Below are 13,284 nucleotides of genomic sequence, written 5' to 3' on the forward strand. Positions count from 1 at the left end.
GCCCGCCGGCTCGGATCAGCCCAGTACCCGGTCGATCCAGCGCCGCGGTTCATCGATCTCCTCGGTGCGCGGCAGGGTGTTCGCATCGGTCCACACGACGTTGAACTGCTGCATCCCGACCGTATCCACCACCTCGTCGACGAAGGCCTTCCCGCGCACGTACTGGGCGACCTTCGCGTCGATACCCAGCAGCGCGCGCAGCAGCCGCTGCACCGGATTGGCCGGACGGGTGCGACGCCGGTCGAAGGCCGACCGGATCTGTTCGACTGTCGGCACCACGCTCGGGCCGACCGCGTCCATCACATGATCGGCGTGCCCTTCCAGCAGGGTGCCCAGCATCAGGAGGCGGTCCAGCGCCTCGCGCTGAGCCGGTGGCTGGGTGGCGCGCAGCAATCCGACCACGCCGCGCGAGTTGGGATCGTCGCCGGCCTTACCGCTGCGGCGCAGCCTGAGCTCGGCGATCAGCCGGCCCAGCATCTCCATCGTCGCCTCGTCCTCGATATCACCGAGCACCTCGACATTTTCGCGCATATAGCCGGACAACCACGGCGACGCCGAGAACTGGACCCGGTGGGTCACCTCGTGCAGGCACACCCAGAGCCGGAAATCCGCGGGTGTCACACCCAGCGCCCGCTCGACCCCGACGATATTCGGGGCCACCAGCAGCAGTGTGCCGTCGGGGCCGGTGAACGGGTCGTACTGGCCGAGGATGGCGGTGGACAGGAAGGCCAGCATGGCACCCACCTGCACACCTGCCGGTTTACCGGCCAGGACGCCGCCCGGTTTACCGGCCGGGACGCCGGTTTCGCCGGTGATCCCGGTGCCGGTGAGCAGGGACATGGAATCGGCGGCGGCGCCGATCCAGCCGGGCCGGTCGACGATCCGCGCGGCGGGCACCGGCTGGTCGTCGAGCAGGCCGGTCACCGCGCGCACCGGGCTCTCGGCCCGCACCGAGGCCTCCGCCAATTCGGCCACGGCCTGTTCCGCGGCCAGGCGCGAAGTCCGCGGCCCGGCCGGTACGAGCGCCGCACCGGTGCGGGCGGCCCAGCGCCAGTCCACCGCACCGGCGAAGGTTCGCCGCTCGGAATCCGGGGTGCCGGTATCGGCCGACTCCGTGGCGCCGGGTCCGGCAGGACCTTGTCGAATCGTCATGCGCCCTCCAGCCGTCAGGAACATCCACAGTTACGCAGCGTCGTCGCGACAGCATCCAGCGCGGGCCGGCTGACCTCCGGCGGACGATCGCTCGACATCAATGTGAAGGTCAGCACCCGGCCGTCACGATCCAGCACGTACCCAGCCAACGTACTGGCCACCGAGAGAGTTCCGGTCTTGGCGCGCACCCAGCCGGCGCCGGCCTGATTCTGGGTGACATAGCGGCTGGTCAGCGAGCCGGTACCGCCCGCGACCGGCAGATAGTCGAGCAGCGGGACCAGGGCGCCGGTCAGCGTCTCACCCGGATCGGCCGGTTCGGCTTTCGAGCCCGCGCCGGCGCCGATCGGCGGAATCAGCGGTTTGGGGGTCGTGGGCGTCGCCGTCTCGTCCGCGCCCGGCCCGGCCGCGGTGGCCAGGATCCGGTCCAGCACCCGGGCCGGGATCCGGTCGTCGGTCGACAGGCCGCTGCAGTCGAACATGGTGACACCGTTCAGGTCGAACCCGTGCTCGGTGAGTACCGCGGCGACCGCGGCGGCGGCTCCCTCGAACGACGCGGGCCGGCCGGTGGCCTGCGCGACCTCCCGGCCGATCGTCTCGGCCAGCACGTTGTCCGAATACACCATCATGTCGCGCAACCGGTCGCGCAGCGGTGCGGAGGACACCTCGGCCAGGCGTTTGGTCCCCTGCGGCGCGGTGCCGATCCGCACCCGTGCGGGATCCAGACCGAGATCGGTCGCCAATCGGCGGCCCACATCCAGCGCCGGCGTACCGGACCGGGGGGAATACTCGACCAGCGGGTCGAGGCGGGCGCCGTCGAGCATGACGGGTTCCAGCGGCGCGATGGAACCACCGCCGATATCGGCCGGTTCCCAGCCGCGCGCCATCGTCGCACCGGAATAGCGCGAGATATCGACCACGATGGTGTCGGCCCGCACATCGGCGGAACGGACCTGATCGGCCAGATCGGCCAGACTGGCCGCGCCCGGGTAGTAGCCGTCACCGCCGGGCTGGGCGGTCAGCGTGGGGTCACCACCGGCCACCAGCACGATCTCGTTCGGTGCCGCCCCCGCGACCACCCGCGTCTGCACCCGCTGATCGTCGGGCAGGGTGAGCAGTGCCGCCGCGGCGGTCATGATCTTGGCTGTCGAGGAGGGCACCCGCGGTTCGTCGGCGCGGGAATTCCACAGCACGGTGCCGGTCGCGGCATCGGTAACCGACCCGGCGAAACCGCCGAGGTCGGGGTTGGCCACCACCGGCCCGAGCGCCGCCGCCACACCGGCCGGGCTGGGCGCCGGCCCCGTCTCGAGCGCGGGCACGACGTCCGGCACAGGTTCGACGGGCGCGGGAGGCGCGGCGATGGTGAGGCCGCCGTGCCGGAACTCCGGGGTCCACGGTTGCAGCAGTGCCGCGACCACGGCCGCCGCCCCCAGCAGACCCACCAGCACGGTGATCAACCATGCGCGTATTCCGCGGCGCCGGCGTCCCGCCGAACCGTTCATCCCGTTGCCGCCCTGCCAAACCACGTTGCCGCCGTCTCCTCGTACCGTCCGTGGCACCGGGACCCCGGCCGTCCCATGTGCCCGCCGACAACCCTATCCGGGACCGGTCCGCTACCGTTCTCGGCGAACAACCGGGTGCGCCGGCCGGGCCGGCCGCCACGGCGCATCGTGACAGCAGCGGAAGGAGTTGGCGTGGAGTTCGACGTCACCATCGAGATCCCCAAGGGTTCGCGTAACAAGTACGAGGTCGACCACGAAACGGGCCGGGTCCGGCTGGACCGGTTCCTGTACACCTCGATGGCCTACCCGGCCGACTACGGTTTCATCGAGAACACCCTGGGCGAGGACGGCGACCCGCTGGACGCCCTGGTCCTGCTGCCGGACTCGGTGTTCCCCGGGGTGATCGTCGAGGCCCGCCCGGTGGCCATGTACAAGATGACCGACGAAGCCGGCGGCGACGACAAGATCCTGTGCGTACCGGCCGGCGACCCGCGCTGGGATCACATCCAGGACCTCGCCGACGTCCCGGAATTCGAACTGGCCGCGATCAAGCACTTCTTCGAGCGCTACAAGGACCTGGAGCCCGGCAAGTACGTCAAGGGCTCGGAATGGGTCGGGCGCGCGGAAGCCGAGGCCGAGGTCGAGGCGTCGTTCCAGCGGCTGAAGGACAAGGGCGGGCACTGAGTCTGCGGCGCGCCACCGACCTCCGTCGTTTCGCAGTAGAGCGCAGGTGGGTGGAACGCCGGGATGCCGCACACCGCAGCGCGCTCACCGCGAAGGCGGGGAAGCGGGCCGAACCGCGAAGGTTGCTGTGTTTTTGGCGCGCTGGCGCGCGCGGGGTTTTGGCCCCCTTGGTCCGGCTGTCAGCGCCCGAGACTCGCGGCTGCGCCGCATGCGCTTCGGGCACTGACAGCCGGACGGGCCAAAACCTCTAAATGCCTCGCTGAACTCGGCGCCGCCGTGGTTGCGTAAGGGACGGCTGTGGCGCCGGACCTCTGTAGGTGCCTCGCTGAACTCGGCGCCGCCGTGGTTGCGTTCGGAACGGGGGTTGGCGAACCCTAGCGGCCCTTGTAGTCCGGGGTGCGCTTTTCGAAGACTGCCTGGATGGCTTCGGTGAGGTCTTCCGAGGGGAGGAATGCGGCGTTCCAGGCCGAGACGTAGCGCAGGCCCTCCGTGACGGCGGCGGAGTCGCGCTGGTTCAGGACGTCTTTCACGCCCTGGACCACCAGGGGCGGGTTGGCGGCGATTTCCCGGGCGGTCGCTTCGGCGGCGGCCAGGACCGCTTCCTGGTCCGGGTAGACGTCGTTGACCAGGCCGATCTTCTCGGCGCGGGCGGCGTCGATGTCCTTGGCCGTATAGGCCAGTTCACGTAGGTGACCTTCGCCGATGATGCCGGGCAGCCGCTGTAGCGAGCCCACGTCGGCCACGATCGCGACCTTCGCCTCGCGCAGGCTGAACTTCGCTTCGGCACTGGCGTAGCGGATATCCGCGGCGGCGATGAGGTCGAGGCCGCCACCGATGCACCAACCGGAAATCGCGGCGACAACCGGTTTACGGCATTCGGCGACGGCGGTGATCGCGGCCTGGAGGCGGCGGATCTCACCGAGGAAATCGGTGCGCGGCGCGGCCAGGGCGCGGTCGGCCATCAGCGGGCCGAAGGTGCCGCTCATGGCGGGCAGGTCCAGGCCGTAGGAGAAATGCTTACCCGACCCGGTGAGCACGATCGCGCGGACCTCGGGGTCGGCGTCGAGACCGCGGAAGATCTCCGGCAGTTCCCGCCAGAAATCCGGGCCCATGGCGTTCCCTTTACCCGGGCCGGTGAGCGTCACCCGGGCGACGCGATCGTTGGTTTCGACGGTGAAAGCCTGCCAATCTGTCATCGGTTCAGACTAATGGCTCGCTCCGGAGGGCCGGGGCGGGCCGAGTGCCCGCAGCCGCGCCGGGTGCCGCGTTCCGGCAGTTCGGATCAACCGGCGACGGCTGGGGCGGCGGCCCTGTCCACTCGCCGGGACGGAACCGACCCCGCCTCGGTCGAACAGCGCCCTCTGGGCCCGGTTCGCCCTACCCTGTGACCATGCGCAGGTCGCTTCCACCGATAACCTGCCGGGTCTCGGATACTTTGATAGCTCGCGGACACCACGGCCTGATCGTCACCGTGCCGGAATCCGCGGTGGGTCCCGTGGAAACAGCGGAGGCGATGGAGGTGGCCCCGGGAGCGCTGGTGCAGGCCCAGGTCTTCCTGCTCGCTGACGAACCGATCCTGCTGCTCGTCTCCGCCGCGCATCGAGTGGATACGGCCCGGACCGGTGCGCGGCTCGACGGCGAACTGATACCGGCGCCACCCCATCTCGCCGTCAAGTACACCGGGCAACTGCCGGGCAGTATCGCGCCGGTGGGTCATCCGGCGAACCTGCCCACCTGGGTGGACAGCATGCTGGCCGGGTTCGGTGAACTGCTGGCGGCCGGCGGCTGTCCCGGCACCGTGTTCCGCACCTCGTATTCCGAGCTGCTGCGAATCACCGCCGGACTCTCCCTCGAGATGGAATAACCGGCTTCCCGCCCAGCGGACCGGGCCGCGCCGGTGCCCGGTTCCGCGCGTAGCGTCGGCGGGGTGACCGAAGCACCACGGCCCGAGACCGGAATCCGGATCCCCGACGACCTCAGCGGTATCACCGCCGAGCAATACCGCGCCTCGATGCGGCACTACCCGTCCGGCGTCACCATCGTGACGCTGAACTCGGCCACCGGCCCGGTCGGTTTCACCGCGACCTCGTTCGCCTCGCTCTCCCTGGATCCGCCGCTCATCTCGTTCAATATCAGCGATACGTCCTCCAGTCTCACCGCCCTGACCGCCGCGCAATCGGTGGTGATCCATTTCCTGGGCGAACACCAGCGCCATCTGGCCCAGCGGTTCGCCCGCACCGCCGCGCACCGTTTCAGCGATCCGGCTCTCTGGTCGGCACTGGACACCGGCGAGCCGGTACTGCACGGCACTCCGCTGTGGCTGCGCACCACCATCGAACAGCTCATCCCGATCGGCGATCACACCCTCGTGGTGGGCCGGGTGGTGAAGGTGCACGACGACACCGAAGAGGAACCCCCCACCGTTCCCTTGCTCTATTACAAGGGCCGCTACTACCGCCCCACCCCGCTCACCGACGACGCGGACTGATTACCCCACCTCCACGCCGGTAGGCTGTTCACCCGGTCGACCGCTGTTTGCCGCGCGGTAACCCTCGTATGAGATAACAGTCCGTCGGCTGGGCGCGATGGAAGGTGGGCCGGGTAGATGCAGTCGCAGCTGCAGGAGGAGAGCGGGCTCCGGCGCGCCGATGCGGCGCCGGCTGCCCGCACCCTGGTCGAGGTACTCACCGAAACGGCCGCCCGCCATCCCGACGCGCCGGCGTTGTCGACCGCCGACCGCACGCTGACCTACGCCGAACTGCTGGCGGAGATCGATACCGCGGTCGGCGCGCTCATCGCGGCCGGGGTCCGCCGGGGCGACCGGGTGGGTGTGCGAATGCCGTCGGGTACGTGGGAGTTGTATCTCACGATCCTGGCGGTACTGCACGCCGGCGCGGCTTATGTTCCGGTCGATGCCGACGACCCCGAGGAGCGGGCGCGGCTCGTCTTCGGTGAGGCGCAGGTCACGGCCATCGCGACCGCGTCCGGTATCCAGCCCGCCGCGGATCGCCCCGCGGCCCGCGAACAGGCCCCGGCAAACGATGGGCAATCTCCCGGATTGCCCACTCCCGACGACGACGCCTGGATCATCTTCACCTCCGGTTCCACCGGCACACCGAAGGGCGTCGCGGTGACCCACCGCAATGCCGCCGCCTTCGTCGATGCCGAGGCCCGGCTGTTCCTGCGCGAGAGCCCGCTCGGCCCGGGCGACCGCGTGCTGGCCGGGCTGTCGGTGGCTTTCGACGCCTCCTGCGAGGAGATGTGGCTGGCGTGGCGGCACGGCGCCTGCCTGGTCCCGGCGCCGCGCGCGCTGGTACGCACCGGCGCCGATCTCGGCCCGTGGCTGGTCCGGCAGGGCATCACCGTGGTGTCGACCGTCCCGACCCTCGCCGCGACCTGGCCTCCGGAAGCCCTGGAATCGGTGCGCCTGCTGATCTTCGGCGGCGAAGCGGTACCGCCGGAGCTGGCCGAACGCCTCGCCGACGACGACCGCGAGGTGTGGAACACTTACGGTCCCACCGAGGCCACCGTGGTTGCCTGCGCGGCGCTGCTGGACGGTACCGGCCCGGTCCGGATCGGGCTGCCGCTGGACGGCTGGGATCTGGCGGTGGTCGACGCGGAGGGCGCCCCGGTGGGCGAGGGCGAATCCGGCGAACTGGTGATCGGCGGCGTGGGGCTGGCCCGCTACCTCGACCCCGCCAAGGACGCCGAGAAATACGCCCCGCTGGCGACACTGGGCTGGGAGCGCGCCTACCGCAGCGGCGACCTGGTCCGCAACGACAGCGCCGGCCTGGTGTTCCTGGGCCGCGCCGACGATCAGGTGAAGATCGGTGGCCGCCGGATCGAACTCGGCGAGATCGACAACGCGCTGCAGCATCTTCCCGGCGTGAGCGGCGCGGCCGCCGCGGTCCGCACCACCGCCGCGGGTTCGCCCGTGCTGATCGGCTACCTCACCGGGGTCGCGGACGATTACGACCTGGCAGCGGCCCGGACCCGGCTGTCGGGGCAACTTCCGGCACCGCTGATCCCGCGCCTGGTGGTGGTTCCGGAACTACCCACCCGCACCTCGGGCAAGGTCGACCGTAACGCGCTGCCGTGGCCGCTGGCCGGCGCCGACTCCGGAACCGACCACGGGCTCACCGGTACGGCCGCCTGGGTCGCGCAGATCTGGACCGATGTGCTGGGCGCGGAGATCACCGGCGCGGAAGCCGATTTCTTCGAACTGGGCGGCGGATCGTTGTCCGCCGCGCAACTGGTGACGGCGTTGCGCGCCCGGTATCCGCGGGTCACGGTCGCCGATATCTACGATCACCCGCGACTGGGCGCGCTGACCGAACTGCTCGACGACAGCGGTCCGGGTGCCGTCGCCGAAACCCGCCGGGTCGCGCCGACCCCGCGTTCGGCGCAGCTGATCCAGATCCTCGCGACGGTCGCCCTCACCACGCTCACCGGGCTGCAATGGGTCACCTGGCTGGCGGTGGCCGCCGGCGTTACGGCCTGGTTCGATCTGCTGCCGTGGCTGCCCCGCCTCTCCTGGGGGTGGACGCTCCTGTTGTTCCTGGTGTTCATCACGCCGCTCGGCCGGATGGCGATCTGCGTGGCCGGCGCCCGCACCCTGCTCGCCGGGGTGCGCCCGGGCAGTTATCCGCGCGGCGGTTCGGTGCATGTGCGGTTGTGGGCGGCGGTCCGGCTGGCCGAGGCCAGCGGCGCGGAGAACCTGTCCGGCGCCCCCTGGATGGTGCCGTTCGCCCGGGCGCTGGGCGCGAAGGTCGGCAAAGGCGTGGACCTGCACACCCTGCCCCCGGTCACCGGCATGCTCGAACTGCGCGACGGGTGCAGCGTGGAACCCGAGGTCGATCTGTCCGGCTACTGGATCGACGGCGATACCGTGCACATCGGTTCCATCGTGGTGGGCAAGGGCGCGGTGGTGGGGGCCCGTTCGGTGCTGCTGCCCGGAACGCGGATCGGCCGCGACGCGGAGATCGCGGCCGGATCGGCGGTCGCCGGGAAGGTGAAGGCCGGTCAGGAATGGGCCGGTTCGCCGGCGGTGAAGGTCGGCCGGGCCCGGCACCGCTGGCCGGCGGAGACTCCGCAACGGGCCGTGCACTGGGTGCTGGCCTACGGGATCGGTTCGCTCGCCCTCGGCGCGCTGCCGCTGGCCGGGCTCGCGGCGGGTCTGGCGGTGATCGCGTGGGGTATCCGGGATACCGCGACCCTGTCGTACGCGCTGCTACCCGCGTTCCTCTGGCTGCCGGTGGCGACCCTGTTCAGCCTCGTGCTGTACGCGGTGGCGACGATCGTGGCCGTCCGGCTGCTCGGTATCGGATTGACCGAGGGCTACCATCCCGTGCGCAGCCGGGTCGGGTGGCAGGTATGGGCCACCGAACGCCTGCTCGATTCGGCCCGGACCTTCCTGTTCCCGCTGTACGCCTCCCTGCTGACCCCCATTTGGTTGCGGCTGCTGGGCGCGAAGGTCGGCAAACGGGTCGAGGCGTCCACGGTGCTGCTGCTGCCCAAGTTCACCACCGTCGCCGACGGGGCCTTCCTGGCCGACGACACCATGATCGCCAGTTACGAACTCGGCGGCGGCTGGTTGCACATCGGGGAGGCGAAGGTCGGTAAACGCGCGTTCCTCGGCAATTCGGGGATGACCGCACCGGGCCGCCGGGTGCCGAAGAACGGCCTGGTCGCCGTGCTGTCGGCGGCGCCGAGCAAGGCCAAGGCCGGTTCGTCCTGGCTGGGGAGCCCGCCGGTGCGGTTGCGCCGCGCGGCCGGCAACGCCGATACCGACCGCACCTTCGACCCGCCGCTACGGTTGCGGATCTACCGCGGCGCCTTCGAAACGTGCCGGCTGGCCGCGGTGGTGGTGACCTTCGCCATCGGCCTCGGTGTCCTGTTCGCCCTCGCCCGGCTGGCCGGGGGTCTCGGCTTCCTCGCCGCCGGACTGCTGTCCGGGGTCGTGCTGATGGTGGCGGGCGCGCTGGCCTGCGCGAGTGCGGTGACCGCGAAATGGGTTCTGGTGGGCCGTATCCGGGCCGAGGAACATCCGCTGTGGAGTTCGTTCGTCTGGCGCAACGAGGTTTCGGACGCCTTCGTGGAAACGGTCGCGGCGCCGTGGTTCGCCCGGGCAGCAACCGGTACGCCCGTACTGAATCTCTGGTTGCGCGCGCTCGGCGCGAAGATCGGCCGCGGGGTATGGTGCGAGTCCTACTGGCTTCCGGAGGCAGACCTGGTGACACTCGGTGACGGTGCGACCGTGGAACGCGGTTGTGTGGTGCAGACCCACCTGTTCCACGACCGCATCATGGCCATGGACACCGTGACGCTGGAGCCCGGCGCCACCCTCGGCCCGCACTGTGTCGCGCTGCCCGCCGCCACCCTCGGCGCGGGCGCGACCGTGGGTCCCGCCTCCCTGGTGATGCGCGGCGATACCGTTCCGCCCTCCACCAGGTGGTGGGGTAACCCCATCGCCCCCTGGTCCGGGCCGGTGCGTGCCGCGGAGACCGATCCGGCGGACGAGGAGACAGACCGCTGATGGGGAGCAGGTTCTACGACGCCCCCATCGACGACTATCTACCGCAGAACGGAAACCGGGGCTATCGCGTATCGCGGTACGAACTGGAATTGAACTACAAGGTCGCCAGTAACCGGCTGGCCGGCCGCGCCGTGATCACCGCGGTGGCCACGGCCGAACGCCCCCGCTACGCACTCGACCTCTCCCAAGCCCTGGCGGTCTCGAAAGTACTGGTCAACGGCACCAAGGCCGGTAAGTACAACCATCAGCGCGGCAAACTCACCATCACCCCGCGGCAGCGGATCCCGGCGGGCGGGATCCTGCAGCTCGTCGTCCAATACGCCGGCGCACCGAAACCCGTGCGCGGGCCGTGGGGCGAGGTGGGCTGGGAGGAACTCACCGAAGGTTCGCTGGTGGCCAGTCAGCCCAACGGCGCGGCGTCCTGGTTCCCCTGCGACGACCACCCGAGTTCCAAGGCCAGCTACCGGATCTCGGTCACCACCGACACCCCGTACCACACCCTCGCCAACGGCACCCTGGTCGGCAAACAGACCAAGGCCGGGCAGACCACCTGGGTGTACGAGCAAACCGAACCGATGGCCAGCTACCTGGCCACCGTGCAGATCGGCCGCTACCGCAAACACCGGCTCACCGATCACGACGCACCGGTGCCCATGTACGCGGTGATCCCGGCCCGGTTACGCGCCGAATTCGACCACGATTTCGCCCGCCAGCCGCAGATGATGACGGTATTCGGCGACCTGTTCGGGCCGTACCCGTTCCAGAGCTATTCGGTGGTGGTCACCGAGGACGAGCTGGAGATCCCTATTGAAGCGCAGGGCATCTCCATCTTCGGCGCCAACCACTGCGACGGCCGCCGCGGCGCGGAACGCCTCGTCGCCCACGAACTGGCCCATCAATGGTTCGGCAACAGCCTCACCATCCAGCATTGGTGCGATATCTGGCTGCACGAGGGTTTCGCCTGCTACGCGGAGTGGATCTGGTCCGAAGCTTCCGGGGGCGCGAGCGCCGACCAGCTCGCCCGCGCGGCCTGGCACACCCTGCGCCGGGAACCGCAGAACATCGCGATCGGCGATCCGGGCCCCACGCTCATGTTCGACGACCGCGTCTATAAGCGGGGTGCCCTCACCCTGCACGCGCTACGGCTGGAACTCGGCGATACCGCGTTCTTCCGATTGATCCGGGACTGGACCGCCCGCCACCGTCACGCCTCGGTATCCACCGAAGAGTTCACCGATCTGGTCGGCCACTACAGCGTGGCGCCACTGCATCCGCTCTGGCAGGACTGGCTCTACTCCGAACCGCTGCCGCCGCTGCCGCCGCTCGGTCAGAAAACCAGGTAGCGGCCCGCCAGCTGTTCGATCAGCGGATCGTCCTCGCCCACACTGTCCAGGGCGTCCAGGTCGGCGACCACGGAGATGAGACGCGGATCCTCCGATTCAGGTCCGGGTGGCCCGTCCTCGGCGAGCTGCCGCAGCAGTTTGTCCCGGACCCGGTCCTTCAGCGAATCACGCATATCCACCTCGTCGATTAAACCGGCGTCAGCCAGGTACCCCACGGCGTGTTGCGCAATACGGTGTACGCAGCGAGCGAGCCGAGCAGCACCCAGGTCGTGGTGAGGCCGATCCCGGGCAGCCGCGGCCCTTCGCCGCGCCAGGCCCGGACGGCCCAATCACCCACCCACAGCGCGAACAGCACCAGCACCGGCAACGCCAGCAGATTGCTGTGCAGGGAATCGATGATGTTCCCGTCGGTCAGGTTGTGCACTGCCCGCATACCCCCACATCCGGGGCAGTACACACCGAACAGCCCGTAGGAAGGGCACAGCCCGTACGAGCCCGGAATATGCGGGTCGCGCACATGCAGCAGCAGCACGGCGCCCGCCCCCGCACTCGCGACCGCGGCGGGAAGTGCCAGCCCGAGCACCCCGCCGCGGCGCTTCGCCGCGTGACCCGTAACCCCGGCCACGACCCCCGGCTCGCCTGCGCCCGGCGCTCCGGATGACACCAGCGGTGGCCGCGCCGCGTCCGAGTCCTTCACAGTTCTCACCGTAGTCCGGGCGCCGGGGTTGATGCCACAACCACCGGAGATGCTTGCTCCGTTTGGGCGGCGCATGCATAAAACCGGCCGGGATTGGGAAATTCTGGGTTAACAACACCGCCTACGAAACCGACATCCGGATAGAGAACCACATTCCGGGCGTGAATTTCGGTGCGGCGCTTGCTCTTGTAAGCACCCAGCTTGCAGGTTACCGTGTCAGCAGGCACAAAGGAGTGTTCTGATGCTGGTGAAATCGTTATCCGCGCTGTCGCAGGCGCACCACGGGGCGCTGACCGCCCCCTACCGCGCCGCACTGCGCGCCCGCCGGTTCAAGAACGCGGCGTTCAACGCCCCGGTCGATGCGCCAGAGGTCTCGACTGTCACAACCGTCGACGGAGCCCGCCTGCGCGTCCACTCCTACGGTCCCGCCGATGCCGAGCCGATCGTGCTCATCCACGGCTGGAGCTGCTGTATCGAATACTGGCATCCGCAGATCAACACCTTCGCCGATCGCTACCGCGTCATCTCCTACGATCAGCGCGGTCACGGCGAGAGCACGCTGGGTCGCGCCGCCCTCGCCGATCACACCCTCGCCGACGATCTCGCCGCCGTCCTCGACGCCACCCTGCGCCCCGGCCGCAAAGCCGTGCTCGTCGGTCACAGCATGGGCGGTATCACCCTGCAGGCCTGGGCGGCCCGGCACCCCGATCAGGTAGCCCGGCGCGCCCGCGCGGTGGTCCTGGCCAACACCACCTCGGGCAATATCCGCTACGACACCGATCTGCTGCCGCTGCTGAACAAACCGCTCAGCCTCGGCAACCAGCCGATCACCCTGCTGGGTTCCCCGCTGCGGCTGCCGATGATCTTCGCCGAATCCCTGCTCACCTCCCCGCTGCCGCTACCCGGCGGCTGGGCGGCGCGAGAGCTGCTCAAAGAGCGCATCATGGCCCGCGGCGCCACGAATGAGCAGGCGGAATTCGCCCTGGGCATCGTGCGTTCCTGCCGCCCGCTGGCCCGCGGCCGGCACGCCGCCCTGCTGGCGGATCTGGAGCTCGGCGAGGCGGCCGCGAACCTCACCGTCCCCACCACGATCATCGCCGGCCGCTACGACCGGCTCCTGCCCGAACGGATGTCGCGCATCATCGCCGACACCATGCGCGCGGCCGGCAACCACCCCGATTACCAGGTCTGGCCCACCGGCCACCTGGGCAATATCGAGGCCGCCGACCGTTTCAACACCGAACTCACCGCCATCCTGAGCCGCACCAGCCCGCAGTCGAAGGCCGCGGGCTGAGCGGAGGTCCCCGAGTCCGGTCGACGATGCCCGGCTCGGCGGACCCTGTCCCGTACACCGGAATATCGGCCCTGGCGCGT

11 protein-coding genes are annotated in these 13,284 nt (G+C 70.0%); 6 read left to right on the plus strand and 5 right to left on the minus strand.

Going from position 1 to position 13,284, the window contains the following annotated elements:
* Positions 1-15: 15 nt before the first annotated feature.
* Positions 16-1,152, minus strand: a complete 1,137-nt coding sequence (locus tag ACQEVO_RS28725) for a zinc-dependent metalloprotease (protein ID WP_432919475.1) — start codon at positions 1,150-1,152, stop codon at positions 16-18.
* Between the two features lie 14 nt (positions 1,153-1,166).
* Positions 1,167-2,651 (minus strand): D-alanyl-D-alanine carboxypeptidase/D-alanyl-D-alanine-endopeptidase, encoded by a 1,485-nt coding sequence (locus tag ACQEVO_RS28730; protein ID WP_432923112.1) that lies wholly within the window; start codon positions 2,649-2,651, stop codon positions 1,167-1,169.
* Positions 2,652-2,843: 192 nt separating this feature from the next.
* Here ACQEVO_RS28730 and ACQEVO_RS28735 point away from each other — a divergent pair, with 192 nt between their 5' ends.
* Positions 2,844-3,335, plus strand: a complete 492-nt coding sequence (locus tag ACQEVO_RS28735; RefSeq protein ID WP_432919476.1) for an inorganic diphosphatase — start codon at positions 2,844-2,846, stop codon at positions 3,333-3,335.
* 374 nt (positions 3,336-3,709) lie between these two features.
* Here the strand turns inward: ACQEVO_RS28735 and ACQEVO_RS28740 are convergent, their stop codons facing one another.
* The gene (locus ACQEVO_RS28740) at positions 3,710-4,531 is read right to left on the minus strand and encodes a crotonase/enoyl-CoA hydratase family protein (RefSeq protein WP_432919478.1); all 822 of its coding nucleotides are present in this window, start codon (positions 4,529-4,531) and stop codon (positions 3,710-3,712) included.
* Positions 4,532-4,725: 194 nt separating this feature from the next.
* On the opposite strand from ACQEVO_RS28740, the gene ACQEVO_RS28745 reads away from it, so the two are divergent.
* The 4 genes from ACQEVO_RS28745 to ACQEVO_RS28760 all read left to right on the plus strand — a co-directional run bounded on the left by ACQEVO_RS28745 (position 4,726) and on the right by ACQEVO_RS28760 (position 11,213).
* The gene (locus ACQEVO_RS28745) at positions 4,726-5,199 is read left to right on the plus strand and encodes a YbaK/EbsC family protein (RefSeq protein WP_432919480.1); all 474 of its coding nucleotides are present in this window, start codon (positions 4,726-4,728) and stop codon (positions 5,197-5,199) included.
* A gap of 63 nt (positions 5,200-5,262) precedes the next feature.
* On the plus strand, positions 5,263-5,823 hold the full coding sequence (locus tag ACQEVO_RS28750) for a flavin reductase family protein (protein WP_432919482.1): 561 nt from the start codon (positions 5,263-5,265) through the stop codon (positions 5,821-5,823).
* A gap of 117 nt (positions 5,824-5,940) precedes the next feature.
* Positions 5,941-9,870 carry a Pls/PosA family non-ribosomal peptide synthetase gene (locus ACQEVO_RS28755; RefSeq protein WP_432919484.1) on the plus strand — a complete coding sequence of 1,310 codons (3,930 nt, stop codon included), beginning with the start codon at positions 5,941-5,943 and terminating at the stop codon, positions 9,868-9,870.
* Complete coding sequence (locus ACQEVO_RS28760) at positions 9,870-11,213, plus strand: M1 family metallopeptidase (protein ID WP_432919486.1); 1,344 nt, start codon at positions 9,870-9,872, stop codon at positions 11,211-11,213. The genes ACQEVO_RS28755 and ACQEVO_RS28760 overlap by 1 nt, the downstream gene beginning before the upstream one ends.
* Here ACQEVO_RS28760 and ACQEVO_RS28765 read toward each other — a convergent pair.
* Positions 11,198-11,386 (minus strand): hypothetical protein, encoded by a 189-nt coding sequence (locus tag ACQEVO_RS28765; RefSeq protein ID WP_280397585.1) that lies wholly within the window; start codon positions 11,384-11,386, stop codon positions 11,198-11,200. The genes ACQEVO_RS28760 and ACQEVO_RS28765 overlap by 16 nt on opposite strands.
* 14 nt (positions 11,387-11,400) lie before the next feature.
* Positions 11,401-11,910, minus strand: a complete 510-nt coding sequence (locus ACQEVO_RS28770) for a DUF2752 domain-containing protein (RefSeq protein ID WP_432919488.1) — start codon at positions 11,908-11,910, stop codon at positions 11,401-11,403.
* A gap of 241 nt (positions 11,911-12,151) precedes the next feature.
* Here ACQEVO_RS28770 and ACQEVO_RS28775 point away from each other — a divergent pair, with 241 nt between their 5' ends.
* A complete protein-coding gene (locus tag ACQEVO_RS28775; protein ID WP_432919490.1) occupies positions 12,152-13,204 on the plus strand; it encodes an alpha/beta fold hydrolase in 1,053 nt (350 codons plus the stop codon).
* The last annotated feature ends 80 nt before the right edge of the window (positions 13,205-13,284 follow it).

Origin of the sequence: Nocardia sp. CA-290969 (assembly GCF_050936135.1) — a bacterium.
Lineage (GTDB): Bacteria > Actinomycetota > Actinomycetes > Mycobacteriales > Mycobacteriaceae > Nocardia.

Bases quoted from the DNA above. Each gene is read 5' to 3' on its own strand.
- ACQEVO_RS28745 (WP_432919480.1), top strand. From the start codon at position 4,726: ATGCGCAGGTCGCTTCCACCGATAACCTGCCGGGTCTCGGATACTTTG.
- ACQEVO_RS28730 (WP_432923112.1), bottom strand. From the start codon at position 2,651: ATGAACGGTTCGGCGGGACGCCGGCGCCGCGGAATACGCGCATGGTTG.
- ACQEVO_RS28760 (WP_432919486.1), top strand. From the start codon at position 9,870: ATGGGGAGCAGGTTCTACGACGCCCCCATCGACGACTATCTACCGCAG.
- ACQEVO_RS28755 (WP_432919484.1), top strand. From the start codon at position 5,941: ATGCAGTCGCAGCTGCAGGAGGAGAGCGGGCTCCGGCGCGCCGATGCG.
- ACQEVO_RS28740 (WP_432919478.1), bottom strand. From the start codon at position 4,531: ATGACAGATTGGCAGGCTTTCACCGTCGAAACCAACGATCGCGTCGCC.
- ACQEVO_RS28725 (WP_432919475.1), bottom strand. From the start codon at position 1,152: ATGACGATTCGACAAGGTCCTGCCGGACCCGGCGCCACGGAGTCGGCC.
- ACQEVO_RS28775 (WP_432919490.1), top strand. From the start codon at position 12,152: ATGCTGGTGAAATCGTTATCCGCGCTGTCGCAGGCGCACCACGGGGCG.
- ACQEVO_RS28765 (WP_280397585.1), bottom strand. From the start codon at position 11,386: ATGCGTGATTCGCTGAAGGACCGGGTCCGGGACAAACTGCTGCGGCAG.